The sequence below is a fragment of the Rhizobium sp. BK098 genome, from assembly GCF_014193155.1.
GTDB lineage: Bacteria > Pseudomonadota > Alphaproteobacteria > Rhizobiales > Rhizobiaceae > Rhizobium.
In genome coordinates this window covers 19441-41472 of record NZ_JACHYY010000009.1, presented here as the reverse complement: position 1 = coordinate 41472, position 22032 = coordinate 19441, and the positions used below count along the sequence as shown (strand labels likewise).

At 61.1% G+C, this 22032-nt stretch carries 20 protein-coding genes and 1 tRNA gene; 10 read left to right on the top strand and 11 right to left on the bottom strand.

Going from position 1 to position 22032, the window contains the following annotated elements; translation table 11 throughout:
• Positions 1-96 precede the first annotated feature (96 nt).
• The gene (locus tag FHT73_RS21840; protein ID WP_183714816.1) at positions 97-1059 is read left to right on the top strand and encodes a YihY/virulence factor BrkB family protein; all 963 of its coding nucleotides are present in this window, start codon (positions 97-99) and stop codon (positions 1057-1059) included.
• Here FHT73_RS21840 and gluQRS read toward each other — a convergent pair.
• Positions 1024-1905, bottom strand: a complete 882-nt coding sequence (gluQRS, locus tag FHT73_RS21835) for a tRNA glutamyl-Q(34) synthetase GluQRS (protein WP_183714814.1) — start codon at positions 1903-1905, stop codon at positions 1024-1026. The two genes, FHT73_RS21840 and gluQRS, sit on opposite strands and share 36 nt — an antisense overlap.
• A 43-nt stretch (positions 1906-1948) precedes the next feature.
• Here gluQRS and FHT73_RS21830 point away from each other — a divergent pair, with 43 nt between their 5' ends.
• Both FHT73_RS21830 and FHT73_RS21825 read left to right on the top strand, forming a co-directional pair.
• Positions 1949-2593 carry a DNA-3-methyladenine glycosylase gene (locus FHT73_RS21830; protein WP_246712198.1) on the top strand — a complete coding sequence of 215 codons (645 nt, stop codon included), beginning with the start codon at positions 1949-1951 and terminating at the stop codon, positions 2591-2593.
• 111 nt (positions 2594-2704) lie between these two features.
• Positions 2705-3262 (top strand): HNH endonuclease, encoded by a 558-nt coding sequence (locus FHT73_RS21825; protein ID WP_015341304.1) that lies wholly within the window; start codon positions 2705-2707, stop codon positions 3260-3262.
• Positions 3263-3453: 191 nt separating this feature from the next.
• Here the strand turns inward: FHT73_RS21825 and FHT73_RS21820 are convergent, their stop codons facing one another.
• From FHT73_RS21820 to FHT73_RS21800, 5 genes are all read right to left on the bottom strand, one after another.
• The gene (locus tag FHT73_RS21820; RefSeq protein ID WP_112607687.1) at positions 3454-3966 is read right to left on the bottom strand and encodes a disulfide bond formation protein B; all 513 of its coding nucleotides are present in this window, start codon (positions 3964-3966) and stop codon (positions 3454-3456) included.
• Between the two features lie 16 nt (positions 3967-3982).
• Complete coding sequence (locus FHT73_RS21815; protein WP_112336455.1) at positions 3983-4576, bottom strand: YqaA family protein; 594 nt, start codon at positions 4574-4576, stop codon at positions 3983-3985.
• Between the two features lie 157 nt (positions 4577-4733).
• Entirely contained in the window at positions 4734-5216 is a 483-nt protein-coding gene (locus tag FHT73_RS21810) for a hypothetical protein (RefSeq protein ID WP_183714807.1), read from the bottom strand.
• A 235-nt stretch (positions 5217-5451) separates the two neighbouring features.
• Positions 5452-5536, bottom strand: a tRNA-Leu gene (locus tag FHT73_RS21805).
• Positions 5537-5680: 144 nt separating this feature from the next.
• Positions 5681-6979 carry an MFS transporter gene (locus FHT73_RS21800; protein WP_183714804.1) on the bottom strand — a complete coding sequence of 433 codons (1299 nt, stop codon included), beginning with the start codon at positions 6977-6979 and terminating at the stop codon, positions 5681-5683.
• Between the two features lie 230 nt (positions 6980-7209).
• Between FHT73_RS21800 and FHT73_RS21795 the strand changes: the two genes are divergently transcribed.
• Positions 7210-7797 (top strand): TetR/AcrR family transcriptional regulator, encoded by a 588-nt coding sequence (locus FHT73_RS21795; protein ID WP_183714801.1) that lies wholly within the window; start codon positions 7210-7212, stop codon positions 7795-7797.
• Positions 7798-7804: 7 nt separating this feature from the next.
• Here the strand turns inward: FHT73_RS21795 and FHT73_RS21790 are convergent, their stop codons facing one another.
• On the bottom strand, positions 7805-8599 hold the full coding sequence (locus tag FHT73_RS21790) for a class I SAM-dependent methyltransferase (protein ID WP_183714798.1): 795 nt from the start codon (positions 8597-8599) through the stop codon (positions 7805-7807).
• A gap of 322 nt (positions 8600-8921) precedes the next feature.
• Positions 8922-9902, bottom strand: a complete 981-nt coding sequence (locus FHT73_RS21785) for an aldo/keto reductase (protein WP_112412685.1) — start codon at positions 9900-9902, stop codon at positions 8922-8924.
• A gap of 255 nt (positions 9903-10157) precedes the next feature.
• Here FHT73_RS21785 and FHT73_RS21780 point away from each other — a divergent pair, with 255 nt between their 5' ends.
• Entirely contained in the window at positions 10158-11798 is a 1641-nt protein-coding gene (locus tag FHT73_RS21780) for an AMP-binding protein (protein WP_183714795.1), read from the top strand.
• Here the strand turns inward: FHT73_RS21780 and FHT73_RS21775 are convergent.
• Both FHT73_RS21775 and FHT73_RS21770 read right to left on the bottom strand, forming a co-directional pair.
• Positions 11785-13056, bottom strand: coding sequence for a GNAT family N-acetyltransferase (locus FHT73_RS21775; protein ID WP_112336461.1), 1272 nt, complete (start codon positions 13054-13056; stop codon positions 11785-11787). The genes FHT73_RS21780 and FHT73_RS21775 overlap by 14 nt on opposite strands.
• Before the next feature lie 2 nt (positions 13057-13058).
• Entirely contained in the window at positions 13059-14474 is a 1416-nt protein-coding gene (locus FHT73_RS21770) for a lipopolysaccharide biosynthesis protein (protein ID WP_183714792.1), read from the bottom strand.
• 247 nt (positions 14475-14721) lie between these two features.
• Between FHT73_RS21770 and FHT73_RS21765 the strand changes: the two genes are divergently transcribed.
• Positions 14722-15351, top strand: a complete 630-nt coding sequence (locus FHT73_RS21765) for a glutathione S-transferase family protein (protein WP_112400571.1) — start codon at positions 14722-14724, stop codon at positions 15349-15351.
• Between the two features lie 130 nt (positions 15352-15481).
• Here FHT73_RS21765 and secA read toward each other — a convergent pair whose 3' ends face one another.
• Positions 15482-18202 (bottom strand): preprotein translocase subunit SecA, encoded by a 2721-nt coding sequence (secA, locus tag FHT73_RS21760; protein WP_183714789.1) that lies wholly within the window; start codon positions 18200-18202, stop codon positions 15482-15484.
• Positions 18203-18448: 246 nt separating this feature from the next.
• On the opposite strand from secA, the gene FHT73_RS21755 reads away from it, so the two are divergent.
• The 4 genes from FHT73_RS21755 to mutT all read left to right on the top strand — a co-directional run bounded on the left by FHT73_RS21755 (position 18449) and on the right by mutT (position 21987).
• Positions 18449-19372 (top strand): peptidylprolyl isomerase, encoded by a 924-nt coding sequence (locus tag FHT73_RS21755; RefSeq protein WP_112607665.1) that lies wholly within the window; start codon positions 18449-18451, stop codon positions 19370-19372.
• A gap of 173 nt (positions 19373-19545) precedes the next feature.
• Positions 19546-20787 (top strand): bifunctional glutamate N-acetyltransferase/amino-acid acetyltransferase ArgJ, encoded by a 1242-nt coding sequence (argJ, locus tag FHT73_RS21750; protein WP_112607949.1) that lies wholly within the window; start codon positions 19546-19548, stop codon positions 20785-20787.
• Complete coding sequence (locus FHT73_RS21745; protein WP_112607663.1) at positions 20768-21577, top strand: GNAT family N-acetyltransferase; 810 nt, start codon at positions 20768-20770, stop codon at positions 21575-21577. Before argJ ends, FHT73_RS21745 begins: the two co-directional genes overlap by 20 nt.
• The gene (gene mutT, locus FHT73_RS21740; RefSeq protein ID WP_112607661.1) at positions 21574-21987 is read left to right on the top strand and encodes an 8-oxo-dGTP diphosphatase MutT; all 414 of its coding nucleotides are present in this window, start codon (positions 21574-21576) and stop codon (positions 21985-21987) included. Before FHT73_RS21745 ends, mutT begins: the two co-directional genes overlap by 4 nt.
• Positions 21988-22032 lie beyond the last annotated feature (45 nt).

Below are 22032 nucleotides of genomic sequence, written 5' to 3'. Positions count from 1 at the left end.
TACAAACCGAAACTCGTTTCCCATATTCAGGAACCCGATACAATCGACAACCGGCGGTATCGGCCGGGATGAATGCCGACGCCGAGCGGAGATGGAATGCCGACAGCCCTGCGGACGATTTACAAAGTGATCTACGACGCAGTGTTCCATTTCGTCGAGGATGACGGCTTTGCCATGGCAAGCCATGTGGCGCTGTCGACGCTGCTGGCGGTTTTTCCTTTCCTGATCTTCGGCACGGCGCTCGCGAGCTTTCTCGGCGCCAGCCAGTTTTCGTCGACGGCCGTGCATCTGATCTTCGACACATGGCCGGAGGCGATCGCCAAGCCGCTCGCCGACCAGGTCGTGCAGGTGCTGACCATTCCGCGCGGCGGGCTTTTGACGATCTCGGTGCTTGCGGCCGCCTATTTTGCGTCGAACGGCGTCGAGGCGCTGCGCATATCGCTGAACCGCGCCTATCGCGTGCCTGAGACGCGGCCGTGGTATTTCAACCGTCTCGCCAGCCTCGGCTATGTGCTGATCGCGGTGCTGATCTTCGCCATCCTCAGCATCCTGCTTGTCGCCGTGCCGCTCGCGCTGAATTACACTAGGCAGTGGCTGCCCAAGCTCGCCGATATCCTCGACATCGTCTTCAGTTGGCGGATCTACGGCACGATCTTTCTGCTGCTGGCGGGCCTGATGATCCTGCATCTGTGGCTGGCGGCCGGGCGCAGGCGGGTGTTCGACGTGATCCCCGGCGTGATCCTGACGCTGGTCTTCTGGTCGATCGGCGCAGTGCTCTTTGCTTATTATCTCTCGACCTTCGCCAATTATACCGCCACCTACGCCGGTCTGGCGTCCGTGATGATCGTGCTGATTTTTCTCTATATGCTCGCCGTGATCTTCATCATGGGGGCGGAGGTCAATGCGGCGCTGATGAAGTTCCGCGTGCGGCGGCTGCTGTTCGGCAAGGTGGCAAGCCGCGCGGCCGCCGAGGTAGCTGCGGAAAGGATGCCCTCTGAACCGCGGGCCGAACCAGGAGCAAAATCAGAGGCCGATGCGGCGGCGAAGCTCCGCCGGTGAGAGGCCTCGCCGGCGCCATTCGGCAATGCCGGTATCGCCCATGCTCTTGGAGAGCTTTTTGCCGTCCTCTCCGGGGACGAGGCGGTGATGATGATAGAGCGGCTCCGACAGGCCGAGCAGCGTCTGCAGCAGGCGGTGGATCGACGTAGCATGGAAGAGGTCGAGCCCGCGCACCACATGGGTGATGCCCTGCACGGCATCGTCGACGACGACCGAGAGATGGTAGCTCGAAGGCGCATCGGAGCGCGATAGCACGACATCGCCCCAGGCGGCGGGATCGGCGGGGATTGTGCCCGTCTCGCCGTCGCCGCTCTCCTGCCAGTGCAATGGTTGGTCCACAGCCGCTAATGCCCTCTCCATGTCGAGACGCCAGGCATGTTTCATGCCCGATGACAGCAGGCGCTGCCGCTCGGCATCGCTGCGTTCGCGATCGTCGGGCGGATAGAGCGGCGTGCCGTCCGGGTCGCGCGGCCAGGATTTGCCATCCGCCTCGAAAGCGGCGACGCGCGATTTGACCTCGCCGCGGGTCAGGAAGGCGGGATAGACGAGGCCGCGTGCGATAAGTGTCTGCAGGGCCTGCTGATAGGCCGGAAAGTGCTCGGACTGCCGACGCACCGGCTGCTGCCAGCTGAAACCGAGCCAGGAGAGATCTCTATAGATGCCCTCTTCGAAATCGGGTGTGCAGCGTGCCTGATCTATGTCTTCGATGCGCAGCAGGAAATCGCCGCCGGCTTCCGCCGCCATGTCGTGATTGAGGATGGCCGACAGCGCATGGCCGAGATGCAGCGGGCCGTTCGGGCTCGGGGCAAAACGGAACTTCGGCTTTTGACGGGGAATCTCGATCATGCTTTCTTCTGCCACGAATTTTAACCGGGGACTACGAGACGTCATGCAGATCATTCGCGATGAGCGCGATATCGAACGGGGGCTTGCTGCCCTGCTGGAACTCGATCCGCGCCTGCGGCCCGTTGCCGCAGAGGCGGGCACCTTGCCGCTGCGCCTGCGCGAACCGGGCTTCGAGGGGCTTGCCCATATCATCGTCTCGCAGGTCGTCTCGCGCGCCAGCGCCGATGCGATCTGGGGGAAGATGATAGCGGGGATGGGACAGGTGACCGCTGAGGGCTATGCCGGGCTGGAGCCGGAGGCATGGCGGAGCTTCGGCCTATCGCGAATCAAGCACGACACATTGGCCCGCGTGGCGGATGCCGTTGCCGGCGGCAGCCTCGATCTCCATGCGCTCAGCGCCGAATCACCTGAAAAGGCGCTTGCCGAGCTGATGTCGATCAAGGGAATCGGCCCCTGGACGGCGGAAGTCTATCTTATGTTCTGCGGCGGTCACGCAGATGTGTTTCCGGCCGGCGACGTGGCGCTGCAGGCGGCCGTCGGCATGGCTTTCGGCCATGAAGTCAGGCCCTTGGCCAAGGCAATCGCCCGGGAAGCCGCGGTTTGGGCGCCCTGGCGCTCGGTCGCTGCCCGGCTCTTCTGGGCCTATTATGCCGTGAAAACACGCCGGGATGCGCTGCCTATAGTTTAATCGGCCGTCTCCCTGAAATTGCCTTTATGCACTGAATTTATTGGACTTCACAATCCTGTAACAACCGGCCTAATATACAGGTGCAGATGCCGAATCGATCAGGAGGGTTCCTTGACGATTGCAGTTTCCCCGCAGTCCTTGCCGGCGCTCGTGCTGAACGCTGACTACAGACCGCTGAGTTACTATCCCTTGTCGCTCTGGTCCTGGCAGGACGCGATCAAGGCGGTTTTTCTTGACCGTGTGAACATCATCGCAGAATACGATCAGTGCGTGTCCTCACCGAGCTTCTCGATGCGGCTGCCGAGCGTCGTGTGCCTGAAGACATATGTGCAGCCGTCCCGCAATCCCGCCTTCACCCGCTTCAACGTCTTCCTGCGCGACAAGTTCGAATGCCAGTATTGCGGTTCCCATGACGACCTGACCTTCGACCACGTTATCCCGCGCGCCCATGGCGGCGAGACAACCTGGGAGAACGTCGTGGCCGCCTGTTCGCCCTGCAATCTGCGCAAAGGCAGCAAGCTGCCGAAGCAGGCCGGCATGTTCCCGGCGCAGAAACCATACCAGCCGACCGTGCAGGACCTGCACAATAACGGCCGCCTGTTCCCGCCGAACTACCTGCACGACAGCTGGCTCGACTATCTCTACTGGGATTCGGAATTGCAGCCGTAGGATTTCCTTCTCCCCTTGGGGAGAAGGTGGCCCGAAGGGTCGGATGAGGGGGAGCGGCGGCACGCAAATTTGCCTTTCGCTTGCCGCTCAAGGCCATCGTCGCTTCGCTTCTCGTCCCCCTCATCCGTCCGCTCGCAGTTTCGCTTTGCTCGCCTGCTCGCGCCCACCTTCTCTCCGCGGGAGAGAAGGGGTCAACCCGCCTTCTTCGCACCTACAAAAGCGATTGCCGCCAGGATCACGCTGGCGATCACGTTCCAGCCGGCCATCGACAGGCCGAGGATGCGCAGTGCTGCTTCCGTGCAGGACGGCCCCTTGATGGTGTTCAGCTGGCCGAGGAGATCGCCGGCGTTCTGCGTGACACTGCTTGCTGTCGTCGAGCAGGTGGTCGGGCCTTCCCAGAAATGCCATTCGACGCCGGCGTGATAGACGCCGATGCCGCCGCCGACAAGCATCATCAGGCCGGCGATGATGAGGAGACCGCGGGTGATCCAGGAGGGCAGGCCGGCGACTGCCGTCAGCACGGCGATGAGGGCGACGGGGATGCCGTAGTAATAGGGCTGGCGCTGCTCCAGGCAGAGCGCGCAGGGGATATAGCCGCCGATATACTGGAAGCCGAGTGCCGAGCCGATGACGACGACCATGCCGATCGTCAGCAATGCGCCATAGCCAAGGCCGGCGCGGGAGGAGGGCGAAGTCGTGGACATGCTGGGGGCTCCTTGGTCAGCTCGCCAGGGCAAAATGGAAGACGGCATAGAGGGCGATAAGAACGGCGGCGGCGATCATGGTGATCTGGCCGAGGCGCTTCTCGATGAAATGGCGGATGGATTCGCCATAGCGGCGCAAAAGGAAGGCCAGAAGGAAGAAGCGCGCGCCGCGCGCGACGATGGCCGAGACGATGAACAGGCCGAGATTGATATGGGCGACGCCGGAGAGGATGGTCACCACCTTGATCGGCGGCAGATGTGCCAGACCCGATGTGACCAGCAGCAGGAGAACCCATTCATAGGTGATGCCGGCGCTCATCTGGTTGAAGGCGTCGAGCTTGCCATAGAATTCGAGGATCGGCTTGGCGATGGTTTCGAAGGCATAGTAGCCGAGCGCCCAGCCGGCAATGCCGCCCAGCACGGATGCGACCGTCGCCGTCAGCGCATAGCGCCAGGCACGCTCGGGCTTGGCAAGCGACATCGGCAGGAAAAGCACATCAGCCGGAACGAGAAAGATGGAGCTCTCGACGAAGGCGATAACGGCCAACCAGATTTCCGCCGATTTGCGGCCGGCGAGCGACATGGTCCAGTCGTAAAGTCTACGAAGCATGAGGGCCCCTTTTTGCTGCGTTGCAAACCTTTAGGGGGCAGGATTATGGCTGTAAATGGTCGGGGAGTGACGGAAGTGGCGGAAAGGCAAAATTTTTCGTGATGGAGGTGGGAATGCCCGATGCTGGGACTTCGGCCGGCGATCAGGCGCTCATGCTCTAGCCGGTACAGGTCATCACGCCGTCTCTAACGATGTCAGCCCATTTAGTTCCAAGTGTTTCCTTCGCAGAAAGCGCATTTTGAGCCCCAGGCTCACCGTTCTTAAACATATGTACCGCCAGCTTCTGATTATGACGGCCGGTGACGAATATAGGTCCAGGCTGATAGACGGTGTTGGCTTGGTAAAAACCGGTGTTGCCTGCGAAAGTCGCAGTCCCCGTCGTTGAGTAAGATCCCGGCATCTGAACCAGATGTGTCGTGTCCTGCCCTTGCTGACCAACTATTATATAGCGATCATAGCCTGCCTTGATTGTTTCGATCGCTGCTTGTTTTTCGGCGACCTTCATTGCGCCCTCTTCTCCGCAAACCGGCGCGGCGCTCGTGCTTATGATTGCCTCGTTTTGCGAAACTCGCATCGCACTGGAACGTGCGCAGCCCGCAGCGAGCAGGCAGAGGCCTATCGCGGCAACAATTTTAAGCATGTCAATGACCCTCAAACCCTCTCGCGGTAGAGTTGATTGTGGTCCGTCTTAAGTCAACCAACATTTTTGCGCTTGCGCATCGGCGCTAAAAATTGCTGAGAATTTTTCTTGCAACGCAAGCGCCTATAGCAATTGCTGAGTGTTTGGAGTTTAGAGCTTTTAATGAAAACAAAGATGGGTTCTGATACTTATATAGAACTAATATTGCATAAGAAACAATAATTTGCTCGTCCGATGGTGCCCCATGCCGGAGTCGAACCAGCACTTCTTTCGAAACTCGATTTTGAGTCGAGCGCGTCTACCAATTCCGCCAATGGGGCAACGGGATACTGACGAGGCGGCTGTCTAGCATGTGAGCGGCGGGGCGCGCAAGCCGGGGATGGCAGATATTGCGAGTGTTTCCGCAGGGTTGCGGTTTGGCCCATGGCGTGGGTGGGCGCCATGGGCTTTTTGCCGTTTGGGGCTCAGTGCGCCATGGCCGGGCCTTTGCTGGTGGAGCCGGACTTTTGCAGCGTGATCGCCAGGATGGCGGCGAGCAGGCAGAAGGCGCCGGCGACGAAGAAGGCGGGCAGGTAGGTGTTCAGTTCCGTGCGGGTGAGGCCGGCGCCATAGGCGGCGGTGGCGGCCCCCAGCTGGTGGCCGGCGAAGACCCAGCCGAAGACGAGGCCGGCCTTTTCGCGGCCGAAGCGGTCGGCGGCGATCTTGACGGTCGGCGGCACGGTGGCGATCCAGTCGAGGCCGTAGAAGACGGCGAAGATCGACAGGCCGTAGAAGGTGAAATCGCTGAAGGGCAGGTAGACCAGCGACAGGCCGCGCAGGCCGTAATACCAGAAGAGCAGCCAGCGATTGTCGAAGCGGTCGGAGAGCCAGCCGGAGCCGATCGTGCCGAAGAAATCGAAGATGCCCATGACGGCAAGCACGCTGGCAGCAGCCACCGGCACGATACCGAAATCGCCGCAAAGCGTAACGAAATGCGTCTGGATCAGGCCGTTGGTCGACAGGCCGCAGATGAAGAAGGTGGCAAAGAGGATCCAGAAGGTCGATGTGGTGGAAACCTCCCGCAGAATGGCAATCGGAGAGGCGAGTGCGGCCTTCAGGTTCTTGGTTGCCGCCGGCGGCGGTGTGATATGGATTTCGCCGACCAGCGGCAGGTTGACGTCCGAGGGACGGTCGCGCATCAGGAGCAGCACGACGAGGGCGGCGACGGCAATCATGCCGCAGACGAAGAGCACCGTCGTGCGCCAGCCGTAGCGCGTCGTCAGCTCCGCCATCAGCGGCAGGAAGACGAGCTGTCCCGTCGCCGAGCTTGCCGAGAGCATGCCGATGACGAGGCCGCGATGCTTGGTGAACCAGCGCGTCGAGACGGTTGCGGCGAGCACCATGGCGGTGAGGCCGGTGCCGAAGCCGATGATGATGCCCCAGCAGAGCAGCAGCTGCCAGACCTGCGTCATGTAGAGCGAGCCGATGAAGCCGACGGCGATGGTCGCCAGTGCAAAGACGATGACCTTGCGCACGCCGAAATGGTTCATGAAGGCGGCGGCAAAGGGACCCATGAGGCCGAACAGTACGAGGCGGACGGCAAGCGCGGACGAGATGGAGGAGGTGCTCCAGCCGAATTCGTCCTCCAGCGGCTTGATGAGCACGCCGGGCGCGCCCATGGCGCCGGCCGTGACCAGCATGGTGAGAAAGGTGGCGGCGACGACGACCCATCCGTAATGGATGTTGCGCCGGGCGAGCGTCGAGGCAAGGGTAGTGGAAACCATGAGCTGCGTTCCAATCAGGTTGGGTAGCGTGCCGTCAGACCGGACTTGCGAAAACGCTGGATCGCGGACAGTTGGGGGTACCGTACCACATCTAGCGCCCTGCCGTTCTCCCGGCTTGAACGTTTGTGCAAAGGCATTTACATGATTGCTATCATATTTGTTGCGTATTGATGATGGTCATCATATAAATTGTCAATACAGATTTATTGATGCTCTGATGGAGTTTTTTGATGAGAGTGAGCCGGGAGAAATTCGCCGAGAATCGCGAGAAGATCCTTGCCGTGGCGGGCGAGCTCTTCCGTGAGAAGGGCTTCGACGGCATCGGCGTCGCCGAGATCATGAAGGCGGCCGGGCTGACGCATGGCGGCTTCTACGGCCATTTCGATTCCAAGGACGAACTTGCCAGCGAGGCGAGCAAAGCGCTGGTGGCGCGCTCGCTGGAGCGTTGGAAGCAAGTGGCGGCAAGTTCGCCCGAACAGCCGCTGGAAGCGCTGCTTGCCCATTATCTGTCGCATCGCAACGTCGTGGAGCATGCGACCGGCTGCGTCTTCGCGGCGCTGACGCAGGAGGTCAGCCGCCACGGTCCTGAGATGCAGTCCACCTTCACGGGCGGCTTGATGGGACTGGTCGAGGTGCTGGAAGAGATCGTTCCCGGCGAAACGCCGGAGGAGCGCCGGCGCAAGGCATTTGCCAGCCTCTCGGCCATGGTCGGCGCCGTCATCCTGGCGCGCGCAATGGATAACGCTGAGCTGTCGCAGGAATTCCTGTCGGCGACCAGGCAGGAGCTTTCGCCGCTGCCGGATGAAAGCAATGGCTGACCTTCGTCTAATCGCGGAAGGCGAGCAGCCCGTTCGCTTCGACGACCTCCCTGAACTTGCCGTCGGGCGCGACCGTAAGCAGCTCGGCGCGCAGAGCCGCCTCGAAATCGGCTGCCTTGTCGCCCAGCGCCTGCGGCGAGGTTGACGACATCGAGAAGATGCGGCCGATGATCTCTTCGATATCCCTCGTATATTCCGAGACGATGCCGATCCGTTCGAGATTGCGGAAGGGGGAGGCGAGCAGCATGGCTTCATGCGGCGCCCATTCCTTGCTCCGGCGCATCTGCCTTTCCGCGCTGCGCTCGGGCGAATAGGTTTCCATCAGTGGTTCTAGGATACCGCGCCAGTTCGGCTCCGCCAGGATGCCTTTATCGTGGAAGAGGACAACGGCGCCGCCCGGCTCGATCAGCTTATCGAGCGCTTGAAGCGTTGCCGGCCTGTCCATCCAGTGGAACGAACGGCCCATGACGCAGAGGTGCAGCCTGCCGATATCGGGACCGAGGTCGTAGGAAGAGCCCTGTCGGATGTTGATATCGACGCCGGCCTGCTTTGCGCCGAGCGCGGCTTCCGCGAGCATTTCCGGCTCCGGGTCGATGGCGGTCACGGCCGCACCCTGCAGCCGCGCGAAGGCGATGCCGAGCTGGCCGGGACCGCAGCCGAGATCGAGCACATGGTCGCCGGGCTTGAGGTCGCTGCGTTCGGCAACGCGGGTAATCAATTTGTCCGGATAGGGGATGCGATAGCGCAGGTAATAGGCCGCGGTCGACTGAAAGCGCCGCGCCTCGAAGGGAACTGTGATCATGGGATATCATCCTCGGGGGTAAGGAACTTTGATCAGTTAAGCCTCAACTATGACCGGCTCGTGAAGTCACTTTTGCGCGATTTTCCGCGTGGTCAATCGGCTTCAGAGCTTGGGACTGCCCCTCACCCTAGCCCTCTCCCCGCTCGCGGGGAGAGGGGACGCTCGAGCAAATCAACTCGCGTTCACCGTGCAGACGGGACGTGGGTTTGGCAGGAAAACCCCCTCTCCCCGTCAAAACGGGGAGAGGGTTGGGGTGAGCGGCCAAGCAGGCAATGTGGCTTCATCAATCTAGGCCGGCGGCCCCCCCAAAAAAAATCCCCGATCACTTAAATCCAGCAACCCCATGCGGAACGTAAGGCGATTCCAGCGCCGCGATTTCCTCAGGTGTCAATTTGACCTCCAGCGAGGCGACGGCATCGGTGATGTGGCCGGGCTTGGAAGCGCCGATGATCGGGGCGGTGACAGCGCTCTTCTGCAGGATCCAGGCGGTTGCGACCTGCGCGCGCGGGATGCCGCGCGCCTTGGCGATCGTGCCGACGGCATCGACGATCTTGCGGTCGGCTTCGAGCGCCTGGGTATAGAGCGTCTTGCCGAATTCGTCGGACTCGGTGCGGGCCGTCGCCTCGTCCCAATCGCGGGTAAGCCGGCCGCGGGCGAGCGGGCTCCAGGGGATGACGGCGATCTTCTGGTCCTCGCAGAAGGGCAGCATCTCGCGCTCTTCCTCGCGGTAGAGCAGGTTCAGGTGATCCTGCATGCTGACGAACTCCGTCCAGCCGTTGAGGCGGGAGGTATAAATCGCCTTGGCGAATTGCCAGGCATACATGGAGGAGGCGCCGATGTAGCGTGCCTTGCCGGCCTTGACGACATCGTGCAGCGCTTCCAGCGTCTCCTCGATCGGTGTCGTATAGTCCCAGCGATGGATCTGGTAGAGATCGACATAGTCGGTGCCGAGGCGGCGCAAGCTGTTGTCGATCTCGTCGAAGATCGCCTTGCGCGACAGGCCGGCGCCGTTCGGGCCGGGGCGCATGCGGTTGAAGACCTTGGTCGCAAGCACGATGTCGTCGCGCTTGGCGAAATCCTTGATGGCACGACCGACGATCTCTTCGGAGGAGCCGTTGGAATAGGTATTGGCGGTGTCGAGGAAGTTGATGCCGGCCTCGATCGCCTGGCGCAGCAGAGGACGGCTCTCCTCCTCCTTCAGCGACCAGGCATGCGTGCCTTTGTTGGGGTCGCCATAGGTCATGCAACCCAGGCATATGCGTGAGACTTCAAGACCGGTCCTGCCGAGCTTTACGTATTCCATCGCTATTCTCCGTCCATTCGATCATTCGCTACAAGGAGGCCCATCGTCGGAAGGGCGATGGGATGGGTGCGTCGCGAAAAGCAAATCGGCGCCCAAAGTCGCCGTCGGTCGACGCATGAATTCGTGAAGAGCTTCGAAGTATTCCTCAATAAATAAGGCGATTCGCGCCCGGGGGAAGACGGCAATTTTAAATGTTTCCTTGAACGCCAGGGGCGACAGGTGTTAGCTGCACCGCACCATTTTCTGGAACTGCGCATGAAACTGCCCCCGCGTGATACTTATGAAGCCCTCTATCGCGACTTTCGTTGGGAGATTCCGGCGAAATTCAACATGGGACATGCTGTTTGCGATGCCTGGGCCGAGCACGAGCCCGATCGGATCTGCCTTCAGCATTTCAATCCGGACGGCAATCACTTTTCCATGAGCTACGGCGAGTTGCGGGATCGTTCCGCCTCTTTCGCCAATGCGCTTGTCGCGCTCGGGGTGCAGGCGGGAGATCGGGTGGCGCTGCTGCTGCCGCAGAGTTTTGAGACCGTCGTGGCGCATGTCGCGATCTACAAGATGGGCGCGATCGCCCTGCCGCTGGCTTTGCTGTTCGGCGCCGAGGCGCTGGAATACCGGCTGAAGGCAGCCGGTACATCGGCAATCGTCACCAATCGGTTCGGCCTCGAGCGGCTGCGTCCGATCCGGCAGCGATTGCCGGAACTGGCGCAGGTGATCAGCATCGATGGCGCCGAAGAGGGCGTTTCCGGTTTTGCCGAGCTGGTGGCGGCGCATCCGCCGCTGTTCGAGGTCGCCGATACCGGCCCGGACGATCCCGCTCTGATGATCTTCACCTCGGGCACGACCGGGCCACCCAAGGGTGCGCTGCACGGCCATCGCGTGCTGCCTGGGCATATTCCGGGCATGCAGCTCGCCCACGAGGGCTTTCCGCAAGCCGGCGATCGGCTCTGGACGCCTTCGGACTGGGCCTGGGCCGGCGGCCTCCTGAATGCTCTGTTGCCGAGCTTGATGCTCGGCGTCCCCGTCGTTTCCTCGCCGGCGCAGAAATTCGACCCGCATATGGCCTTCCGCATCATGGCCGAGATGGAGGTGCGCAATGCCTTTATCCCGCCGACGGCGCTGCGGCTTTTGAAAGCCGTGGACAATCCGCGCGCCCATTATGATCTCAAGCTTCGCACCATCGGTTCGGCCGGCGAGGCGCTCGGCCGCGAAACCTTCGAATGGGCGCGATCCGCGCTCGGTGTCAGCGTCAACGAATTCTTCGGCCAGACGGAATGCAATTTCGTGCTCTCCTCCAGTGAAGCCGTTGGCGTCAGCCGTGCAGGCGCAACCGGCAAGCCTGTTCCTGGCCATCGCGTCGCGATCGTCGACGCCGAGGGTATCGAGGTTCCCGTAGGCGAGAGCGGGCAAATTGCCATCAAGCGGCCCGATCCGGTGATGTTTCTCGGCTATTGGCGGAACGAGGCGGCGACGGAGGCGAAATTCGCCAATGACTGGCTGCTGACCGGCGATATCGGCCGGCAGGATGTGGACGGGTATATTTCCTTCGTCGGCCGCGACGACGATGTCATCACCTCGTCGGGCTATCGCATCGGGCCGAGCGAGATCGAGGATTGCCTCGGCGGCCATCCCGCCGTGCAGCTTGCCGCGGCGGTGGGAAAGCCGGATGCGGTCCGAACGGAAATCGTCAAGGCCTATGTCGTGCTCGTGCCCGGTCGCGAGCCGAGTGACAAACTGGCGATCGAGATCCGAGAATGGGTGAAGACCCGGCTTTCCATGCACGAATACCCGCGCGAGATCGAATTCGTCGACGCTCTGCCACTGACGACCTCCGGCAAGGTGATCCGCCGCCTCTTGCGCGAACGCGCAACCGCCGAAGTTAGCGCTTCGTAAGCGACAGGATCTTTTCGCGCAGCAGCTTTGCCATGTTGCGGGTGCTGCGATACATGTGCAGCTGCGTGGTCACCTGACGCACGTCGCGGTCGCCGTTCGGGGTCAGGCCGATGATGAGCGTACCCATGTCCTCGCGCTCGTGCCAGAAGCGGCTCATGATCGGATGATCGGGCACGGCGCAGGAATCGGAGCGGACGACGTTGGCGTCGTCGAGATGCCATTCCGTCAGTTCGCCCATCAAGAGCTTGCCCGGCGAATAGCGGGCATAGGCTTCGTCAAAGGCCGTCTTCCACGTATAGGCCTCGCCGCCCATGATCAGCACGATCATCGAGGCGACGGCCTTGCCGTTAAGATCGATTGAGTGAATGCGCACCGCGTCGATGGCGGCAAGGTTGGAAATCGCTTCGCGGGCAAAGGCGGCATGATGGCGATCGGTGACGAGCGCCGAGCGCTTCTTGCCCTTCCAGCCGCTTGCCTCCAGCGCCAGGAATTCTTCCATGCGCCCGTGAATATCGCGGGGCTGACGGGCGACGTTGTAGCTGACCTCGCCGTGGTTTTCCAAAAGTCGCCATTGGCGGCGCATTTCGCGCAAATGCGCGTTGGAAATCGTTCGCCTGAGATAGGTGAGCGCGTCGTCGTTGCTTTGGAGCATCGGGCGCTGGAAAGGGTTGGCGATGGCGATCGGCAGGTTTCGGCCGATCGCGATGACCTTGGCCATCTGGACGAACCGGCCGTTGAGCCGGACATCCGGCAATACGAGCGTGGTCGGGAGATGCAGCTCCGGCCGGGAGAGTGCCTCGAAGAGGTTGTCGAGCGTTTCGCCGGCATCCTCGGCGTCTAGCAGGGGCGTGCCGAGCGGGCCGAAGGAGTTCGACCAGACGCGGATGATCGACGGGCCGATGGCGAAGCCCGGCTTGTCGACCGTGAAGGGCATCAACAGACGCATGCGGCTGCGCGTGCTGTTGATATCGCGCATCAGCGCCAGACGCACCTGCCGATCCTCAAGGCGCGGCATGGCGGGCGCCAGGAAGCGGCCGGAGAAGAAGACGTTCGGCTCCATGGCGCGATTGGAGAGGAAGTCCAGCTCATCCTGCAGCTCGTAGCCGAGCTTGCCGGGATAGAGGCAGAGTTCGCGGCCGGCGCGGCCGACCTCGACTCGGGCTTCCGCTTTCGGCGTTTCGAAATGCAGTGCTGCGAGCGTATGGGTCAGAGCGTTCACTTGGCTGTCGGTGGTTTCGGTGTAGGGGGGACGTGCCATGATCAGAGGACCCTCATTGCCGATGACGCCGGCGGGCGCCGGAGGAGGGCGAATAGTTTGATGCCAAGCGCGCGGCGGACCGCCACGTGCAGGAGCAAGGCCTCGATTGCCATGGCAGTGGCGCCGGCAATCGCCGCTCCTTCGATGCCGAAATGCGGGATGAGCGCGACATTGAGCCCGACATTGGCAACGAGCGCTACAGCATAGAGATAGACGCAGAGCATCTGCTTGTCTGCCATGGTCAGGAGCACTTCGGCAGGGCCGACGAGCGCTCTCGCAAGAATGCCGGCAAGCAGGATCGCCATCACGATCTGTCCCTCCGTGAAGGCTGCGCCGAACAGCGAAAGCAGGAGCTGCCCCGCCGCCAGCACTACGAGGCCGAGGGCAAGTGCTGGAAAGAAGGACCAGCGTGTGGCCTCCGTGGCAAAGGCTGCGAGCTTGCTCCGGTCGCCTTCGGCAAGAATGGCGGCAAAGCGCGGTCCGATGGCTGCCCTGACGGCGAAGGAGACGAAGAGCACCAGGGCCATCGTTTTTGCCGCTGCGAAATAGACGGCGACTTCATCCGGATCGAGGAAAATGCCGACGACGATGACATCCGAATTGGTGAGTAGGTAGCCCACACCTTCGACCAGGAAGATCGGCAGGGCGACGGCTGTCCAGACGCGGAATTCAGTGGCTCTCGGGCCGCTTGGATAATGGCGGCGCAGACGGAGCGTCACCGCAAGATATTGCAGCAGGACACTGGTGAAAGCGCCTGCAAGAGCTGCGGCCATAGCAGTGACGGCATCGCGTGGTGCGCCGGCGAGGATCGCGGCCACCATGAAGAGCAGGATCAGCGTCGGGCGGATGAGGAAGGTCGGGCTGAGCGCCATGACCGGCCAGTGCTTGGCGCGGGCCGTACCGTCCAGAACGTCTCCAAGCGCAATCATCGGCACGGCAATCAGGCCGAGGAAAACCGGCATGACGTAGTAGTGCTCGATCATGCCGCGAAAGGCAAAAAGCAGGAGCGCTCCAATCAGCGCCAGCGTGCCCGAGAGGGCAACCACGAACAGGCGTGCCGTCATGTTCAGACCGCGAATGGCATCGTAATTGGCGCTGGCATCATACTGCGGCAGGAAGCGGATGATGGCTGTCGGGAAGCCGAGGCAGGCAAGATTGCCGAACAGGATCATCAACACCCAGACGAAGACAAAAATGCCGTATTCGAACCGGCCCATCAGGCGAGCAAGAATGACCTGCGAGAGAAAGGCGAGCGCGGCGCCTGCAACGCGGATCGTGAAGGCGATCAGCGCCATGCGCTGCGACGCAGCTTTCTCGTCCTGACCGGCAAGGAGGATGCTAATCTTGCGCAGATACGGGGATAGGGCGGCCCGCAAAGCGGACGGCAACATTCTTTCCGCTGTTTGAAAGACCGCCATGATCGATACGCAATACTTTAAGTATGATCCCAAACTCGCGTTAGTCTTGGCAGAGGAGAGTTAAGAATCGGTTCTTGCGACACGTAAAAGTGGCTTTACCGAAGTGGAGGGTTGCCTATCAATCACGCCGGAAAGCAACCATGAGACGCAAGTTGCCCTTGGGCTGCTGCGCCATGCCGCTGCACAGGAAACGGGTGGCGACGGTTCGGTCGGTATGTAGAATCCAGGTCTATCGGAGGAGGATTTCATGGTCACGCTTCACGATTATTTGCCGTCGCAGAATGGCTGGAAGGCCAGGGTTCTGTTCGGATTGCTCGATATTCCCTACCAAACTCGCCTGGTGTCCATCTTCGAGGGTGAGGGGCGCACGGACGCCTTTCTCGATCTCAATCCGGCAGGCGGCATTCCCGTTCTCGAACTGGAGGATGGGCGAACGATAGCGGAATCGAACGCTATTCTCACCTATGTGGCCGAAGGCACGCGGTTTCTTCCGGCGGATCGCTATTTGCACGCCAAGGTCATGCAATGGCTGTTCTTCGAGCAGTATCATGTCGAACCGGTCATCGGCACGCTGCGCTTCTGGACGCTGACGGGACGGCTCGAGCTCAATGCCGTTATGGCAGAGGCCAAGCGCTTGGTCGGCCTTCGTGCCCTTGCAGCGCTTGAGCGCGGGCTGAAGAATACGCCATTTCTCGTCGGTGGCGAGTTTTCGATCGCGGACATAGCCGTTTACGCCTATGCCCATAAAGCGGCGGATTGCGGCTTCGATCTCGCCGATTACCCGGCGCTTACGGCCTGGTTCGATCGAGTGCTTGACGTCATCGGGCCAGGCTACCCGGTTCATCTCTACAGTGAGGATCCGCATTCCGCTATTTGAGCACGGTAGACGTGCTGGTGACGCTTGCCGGCTGCGCGTATCGACGACAATTGCTGTGATCTCCGATGGTTGCAAACAAAAATGCCGCCCCAAAGGCGGCATTTTGTTGGTTGCTATCGGTTTGCGAGGCTTAGACCACTTCGCTGCTTTCGAAGGCGCCGTGGCAGTGCTTGTACTTCTTGCCGGAGCCGCAGGGGCAGGCCTCGTTACGGCCGACGCGGCCCCACGTTGCAGGGTTGAGTGGATCGCGATTTTCCGGAGATATGAAGCTTTCGCTTGCAAGCGCGAACGGGGCGAATTCGTCCTCGCCGGTCGTCGCGTCGATATGACGGGCCTGCATCGGCGGCGTTTCCGGCTCGGCCGGCTGCTGCACGAGTTCGACGCGCGAAAGCTGGGCGGTCACGGCCTGGCGCAGATTGTTCAACAGCGCCTGGAACAGCTCGAAAGCCTCGGCCTTGTATTCCTGCAGCGGATCGCGCTGAGCATAACCGCGGAAGCCGATGACCGATCGCAGATGATCGAGATTAACGATGTGCTCGCGCCAGAGATTGTCCAGCGTCTGCAGCACGATGGAGCGCTCGACATAGGTCATGATCTCGGGGCCGAAGCGTTCGGCCTTTTCGGCCGCAGCCCTTTCGGCGGCTTCCGTCAGGCGGGCGCGGATATCGTCTTCAGCGATGCCTTCTTCCTTGACCCAGTCATGAATGGGCAGATCGAGATCGAAGAAGTTGGCAACAGCCGTCTTCAGGCCGTCAGCATCCCACTGTTCGGCATAGGCGCGCTCCGGAATATGTCTGGCGACGAGATCCTCGATGACGTCGTGACGCATGTCGCCGACGAATTCGGAGAGGTCCTTCGATTCCATCAGTTCGACGCGCTGGTCAAAGATGACCTTGCGCTGATCGTTCAGCACGTCGTCGTACTTCAGAACGTTCTTGCGGATGTCGAAGTTGCGGGCCTCGACCTTCTTCTGAGCGCGTTCAACCGCCTTGTTGATCCAGGGGTGGACGATCGCTTCGCCTTCCTTGAGACCGAGCTTCTGCAGCATGCCATCCATGCGGTCGGAGCCGAAGATGCGCATCAGGTCGTCCTGGAGCGACAGGTAGAACTTCGAGCGGCCCGGGTCGCCCTGGCGGCCGGAACGGCCACGCAGCTGGTTGTCGATACGGCGGCTTTCATGGCGCTCCGAGGCGATGACGTAGAGGCCGCCGGCAGCGATCGATTTCTGCTTGAGCTCCTTGATCTCTTCGGCAATGCGGGCAATGGCCGCGTCGCGTTCCGGACCTGGCTCCATCTCGTGCAGGTCGCGCTCGACCCGCATTTCCAGATTGCCGCCGAGCTGGATGTCGGTGCCGCGGCCGGCCATGTTGGTGGCGATCGTCACCGCGCCGGGAACGCCGGCCTGGGCGACGATGTAGGCTTCCTGCTCGTGATAGCGGGCGTTCAGAACCTGGAAATTGTTGAAGCCGCGCTTGCGCATGAGATCGGCGAGAAGTTCGGACTTCTCGATAGACGTCGTGCCGACCAGCACGGGCTGGCCGCGCTTGTGCGCATCGAGGATCTCGTTGATGATGGCGTTATACTTCTCGGCATGCGTACGATAGACCTCGTCGTCCTCATCGATACGCTGGATCGGCAGATTGGTCGGCACCTCGATCACGTCGAGGCCGTAGATGTTGCCGAATTCCTCCGCTTCCGTCGAAGCCGTACCGGTCATGCCGGCGAGCTTGTCATACATGCGGAAATAGTTCTGGAAGGTGATCTGCGCCAGCGTCTGGTTTTCCGGCTGGATCTGCACATGTTCCTTGGCTTCCAGTGCCTGGTGCTGACCGTCCGAATAACGGCGGCCCGGCATCATGCGGCCGGTGAATTCGTCGATGATGACGACTTCCCCGTTGCGGACGATATAGTCCTTGTCGCGCTGGAACAGCTTGTGCGCCTTGAGCGCATTGTTGATGTGGTGGACGATCGCGACGTTCTCGACGTCGTAGAGCGATTCACCCTTCAACAAGCCGGCTTCGCGCAGCATGTTTTCCAGCTTCTCGGTGCCTTCTTCGGAGAAGTTTGCCGAGCGCTGCTTTTCATCGATTTCGTAGTCTTCCTTCGCCAGGCGGGGAATGAAGGCGTCGATGGTGACATAAAGATCAGAGCGGTCGTCGAGCGGACCGGAGATGATCAGCGGCGTGCGCGCTTCGTCGACGAGGATCGAGTCCACTTCGTCGACGATCGCGAAGCTATGGCCGCGCTGAACCATCTGGGCGCGCTCATACTTCATGTTGTCGCGCAGATAGTCGAAACCGAGCTCGTTGTTGGTAGCGTATGTGATGTCGCAGGCATAGGCGTCATGGCGCTGTTCATCGGACAGGCCGTGGACGATGACGCCGGTCGTCAGGCCGAGGAAGCTGTACAGGCGGCCCATGGTGCCGCTGTCGCGCTGTGCCAGGTAATCGTTGACGGTAACGACATGCACGCCTTTGCCGGCCAGCGCGTTCAGATAGACCGGCAGGGTTGCGACCAGGGTTTTACCTTCGCCGGTCTTCATTTCGGCGATCGCATTGGAATGAAGGATCATGCCGCCGATGAGCTGCACGTCGAAAGGTCGCATGCCGAGAACGCGGCGCGAGGCTTCGCGGGCAACAGCGAAGGCTGGCACGAGGATATCATCCAGCGTCTTGCCGTCCGCGAGCTGCTGGCGGAACTCAACCGTCTTGGCGGCCAGAGCTTCATCGGACAGCGCGCGCATCTCCGGTTCGAGCGCATTGATTGCGGCTACTTGCGGCTGGAACGATTTGACCCGGCGGTCGTTGGACGAGCCGAACAACTTGCGGGCAATTCCACCTAGGCTGACCATGTGACTGGTCCTTTCTGAGATTTCATCCCGCCGTTTCCTGCTTTATTCCTTCCCGAAAAAAACGGGAGTATAGCACAAAACGGCCGGAAACTGTTCTGGACGCGAGGTTGCGTGACAGATAAGAGGGGGGTCGATTGATGTCAACGGGATTTGGCCGATACAGAAAGGCCACATTCTCCTGCTGAAGGCTTTTTCACGCCGGATTCACATCTGTCGAGCCGGTCGAGATCACCGAAGGGTTATTTTATGTTGAAGTATAACAAGCTTGCTGCGGTTGCTTTCGCGACAATCGTTACCTTCCAGGCTCCGGTCTTCGCGGCCGATGCTAAGGATCCCGTTGTCGCCAAGGTCGGCGATGTCGAAATCCATCAATCCGAACTCAATCTCGCGATCGCCAATCTCGATCCGCAGCTCGGCCAGCTTCCGGATGACCAGAAGAAGGTCGCGGCACTCTCGGCCTCGGTCGATGTGAAGCTCTTGTCGCAGAAGGCCGCTGCCGAGAAGCTCGACCAGACGCCGGATTTCCAGGCTCATATGGCCTATCTGCGCGACCGCGAGCTGCACAATGCTTTCTTCAAGGCACATGTCGCCGACGCCATCAAGGATGATGAAGTCAAGGCCCGCTACGACAAGGAAGTCGCAGCCCTGCCGAAGCAGGAAGAGGTTCATGCCCGCCACATTCTCGTGAAGACCGAGGATGAAGCCAAGGCGATCATCAAGGAGCTCGATGCCGGCAAGGATTTTGCCACACTTGCCAAGGAAAAGTCGACCGACCCGAACAAGGCTGACGGCGGCGATCTCGGTTATTTCGGTCATGGCCGTATGGTCAAGGAATTCGAAGACGCGGCTTTCGCGCTGCCGGTCGGCACCTATACGAAGACCCCGGTCAAGACCGATTTCGGCTGGCACATCATCAAGGTTGAGGACAAGCGCAATGCTCCTCCTCCGCCGTTCGATCAGGTCAAGGACCAGGTTCGTCAGCTCGTCATGCGCGACAAGTATCTTGAACTCCTGAACCAGGCCAAGCAGGATACCAAGGTCGTCATCAACGACCCGGCTCTCAGCAAGGCCTATGACGATGCGCAGAAGCAGCAGGACGCGGCACCGGCCGACGACGCCGTTGCGCCTGCCGATGGTGCGGCAGTGCCTGACGCTCAGCCGCAGCAGTAAGTCAAAGCAGTTAAACCATCAGGGCCCGGTTTTCCGGGCCTTTCAAGGGAGCCGGATGATTTTAGGTCGATACGACCTAAAATCTGAATCCGCTCCAGAATTAAAAAGCAGAGCATGATGTAATCCGAAAACCGCCTACACTTTTCGGCATCATGCTCGTCCAGGTGGCTCTCATGTCCGGTTCCGTCTCTCCGCTTGCTCCCAAAACCTTCACCGCCATGCCCGCCCTTCGCGGCGTGCGCATGATCACGGCGTCCGCCGGCATCAAGTACAAGAACCGGACCGATGTCCTGCTGATGGTCTTCGACAAGCCGGCCGCCGTTGCCGGTGTCTTTACGCGTTCGAAGTGCCCTTCGGCCCCGGTCGATTTCTGCCGCAAGAACCTGGCACACGGCAGTGCCCGCGCCGTCGTCGTTAATTCCGGCAATGCCAATGCCTTCACCGGGCTGAAGGGACGCCAGGCGACGGAACTGACCGCCAAGTCCGCGGCGGCCGCCGTCGGCTGCGGGGAAAACGAAGTTTATCTCGCCTCCACCGGCGTCATCGGCGAGCCGCTTGACGCCACCAAGTTTGCCGGCGTGCTCGACACGATGGCGAAGGATGCAACAAGCGATTTCTGGTTTGAAGCCGCCAAGGCGATTATGACCACGGACACCTATCCCAAGGTCGCGACCCGTACCGCCGAGATCGGCGGCGTCAAGGTCACCATCAACGGTATTGCCAAGGGCGCCGGCATGATTGCGCCCGACATGGCGACGATGCTCTCCTTCGTGGTCACCGATGCCGATATTTCTTCTGCCGCATTGCAGACGCTGCTGTCCGATGGCGTCGGCCCGAGCTTCAATTCGATGACGGTCGATAGCGACACGTCGACCTCGGATACGTTGATGCTGTTTGCCACCGGCGCTGCCGCGGCTGACGGTCAGGCGCATATCGACCGCGCCGATGATCCGAAGCTTGCCGGTTTCAAGGCGGCACTTAACGAGCTGCTGAAGGATCTAGCCATCCAGGTCGTTCGCGACGGCGAAGGTGCGACCAAGATGCTCGAAATCACCGTGACCGGCGCCGAAAATGACGCGGCTGCTAAGCGCATCGCGCTTTCGATCGCCAATTCGCCGCTGGTTAAGACCGCTGCTGCCGGCGAAGACGCCAACTGGGGTCGTGTCGTCATGGCTGTCGGCAAGGCCGGCGAGATGGCGGACCGCGACAAGCTCGCCATCTGGTTCGGCGATGTCCGCGTCGCCGTCAACGGCGAGCGTGACGCTTCCTATTCGGAAGAAGCCGCCTCGAATGTCATGAAGCAGCAGGATATTCCCGTGAAGGTCGATCTCGGCCTCGGCAATGGCCGCGCAACGGTCTGGACCTGCGACCTCACCAAGGAATATGTTGCCATCAATGGCGACTACCGGAGCTGATACCTCGCTGATGCATGCGCAGTCCACGATAAACAAGCTGCCCCTGGTGCGTAGGCTGGAAGCCGTCGGCTTCCGGGCCTGGCCTGCCTCGTCGGTGCAATATGATGGCAGCTGGCAGATCCGGCTGACGGCGGGTCATCCGTCAAAGCGGCTGAATTCTGTCGTGCCGCTCGATCCCTCCGATCATCGCGATCTCGAAATCCGGCTGGCAAAAGCGCAGCGCAAGTTCGAGGCCTATGGCAGGCCAATGATCGTGCGCGAGACGCCGCTCGCCTCGCCGAAGCTCATCGATCTGCTGCGGGAGCGCGGTTGGACGTGCTTCGACGAGACGATCGTCATGATCGCCGATCTTGTCGATCTTGAATTGCCTGACATGCTGGATCATCTGCCGAGCCACGATGTCGGCCGCTTTGTCGATGCGAGCCTCATCGTCGATGAGGCTGATCCGGCTTTGAAGCCGGCATTGGCCGAGGTGGTGAGCGGCATCAAGCCGCCATCGGGCCTCTTTGTCATCGAAAATGATGATGCCGGGCCGGTAGCGACAACGCTCTGCGTGCAGGACAATGATCTTGCCGGCGTCATGTCGGTTGCCGTCTCGCCGCAGCATCGGCGCAAGGGCCTTGGAGCCGAGATCCTGACTTCGGCACTTCGCTGGGCACGCATGCGTAGCGCGAAGACCGCCTGGCTTCAGGTCGGCGCCGACAATGCGCCGGCGCTGGCGCTCTATGTCCGTTTCGGCTTCCGCGAGGCCTATCGCTACTGCTACTGGCAATCGCCGGGGGCTGCATGAGCGAGGCTGGCCGCAAAATCGTCCTCGTCGCCGCCTGTGCGCTCATCGATGCCGATGGCCGCATCCTGCTGGCGCAACGTCCCGAGGGAAAATCGCTCGCCGGCCTCTGGGAGTTTCCCGGCGGCAAGGTGGAAGTCGGCGAGACGCCAGAGGAAACCTTAGTGCGCGAGCTTCAGGAAGAGCTCGGTATCCAGACGAAGATTGCCTGCCTTGCGCCGCTGACTTTTGCCAGCCACACCTATGAAACCTTTCATCTGCTGATGCCGCTTTACATCTGCCGGCGCTATGAGGGCATTCCGCATGGCCGGGAAGGGCAGGCGATCAAATGGGTGCGGCCGCAAGCTCTGCGTGATTATCCCATGCCGCCGGCCGACGAGCCGTTGATCCCATTCCTGCAGGATCTGCTTTAGCTTTTTGTAGCAAGGGCTGAGGCGCCGCCGCCGTGGGGCGGTCTC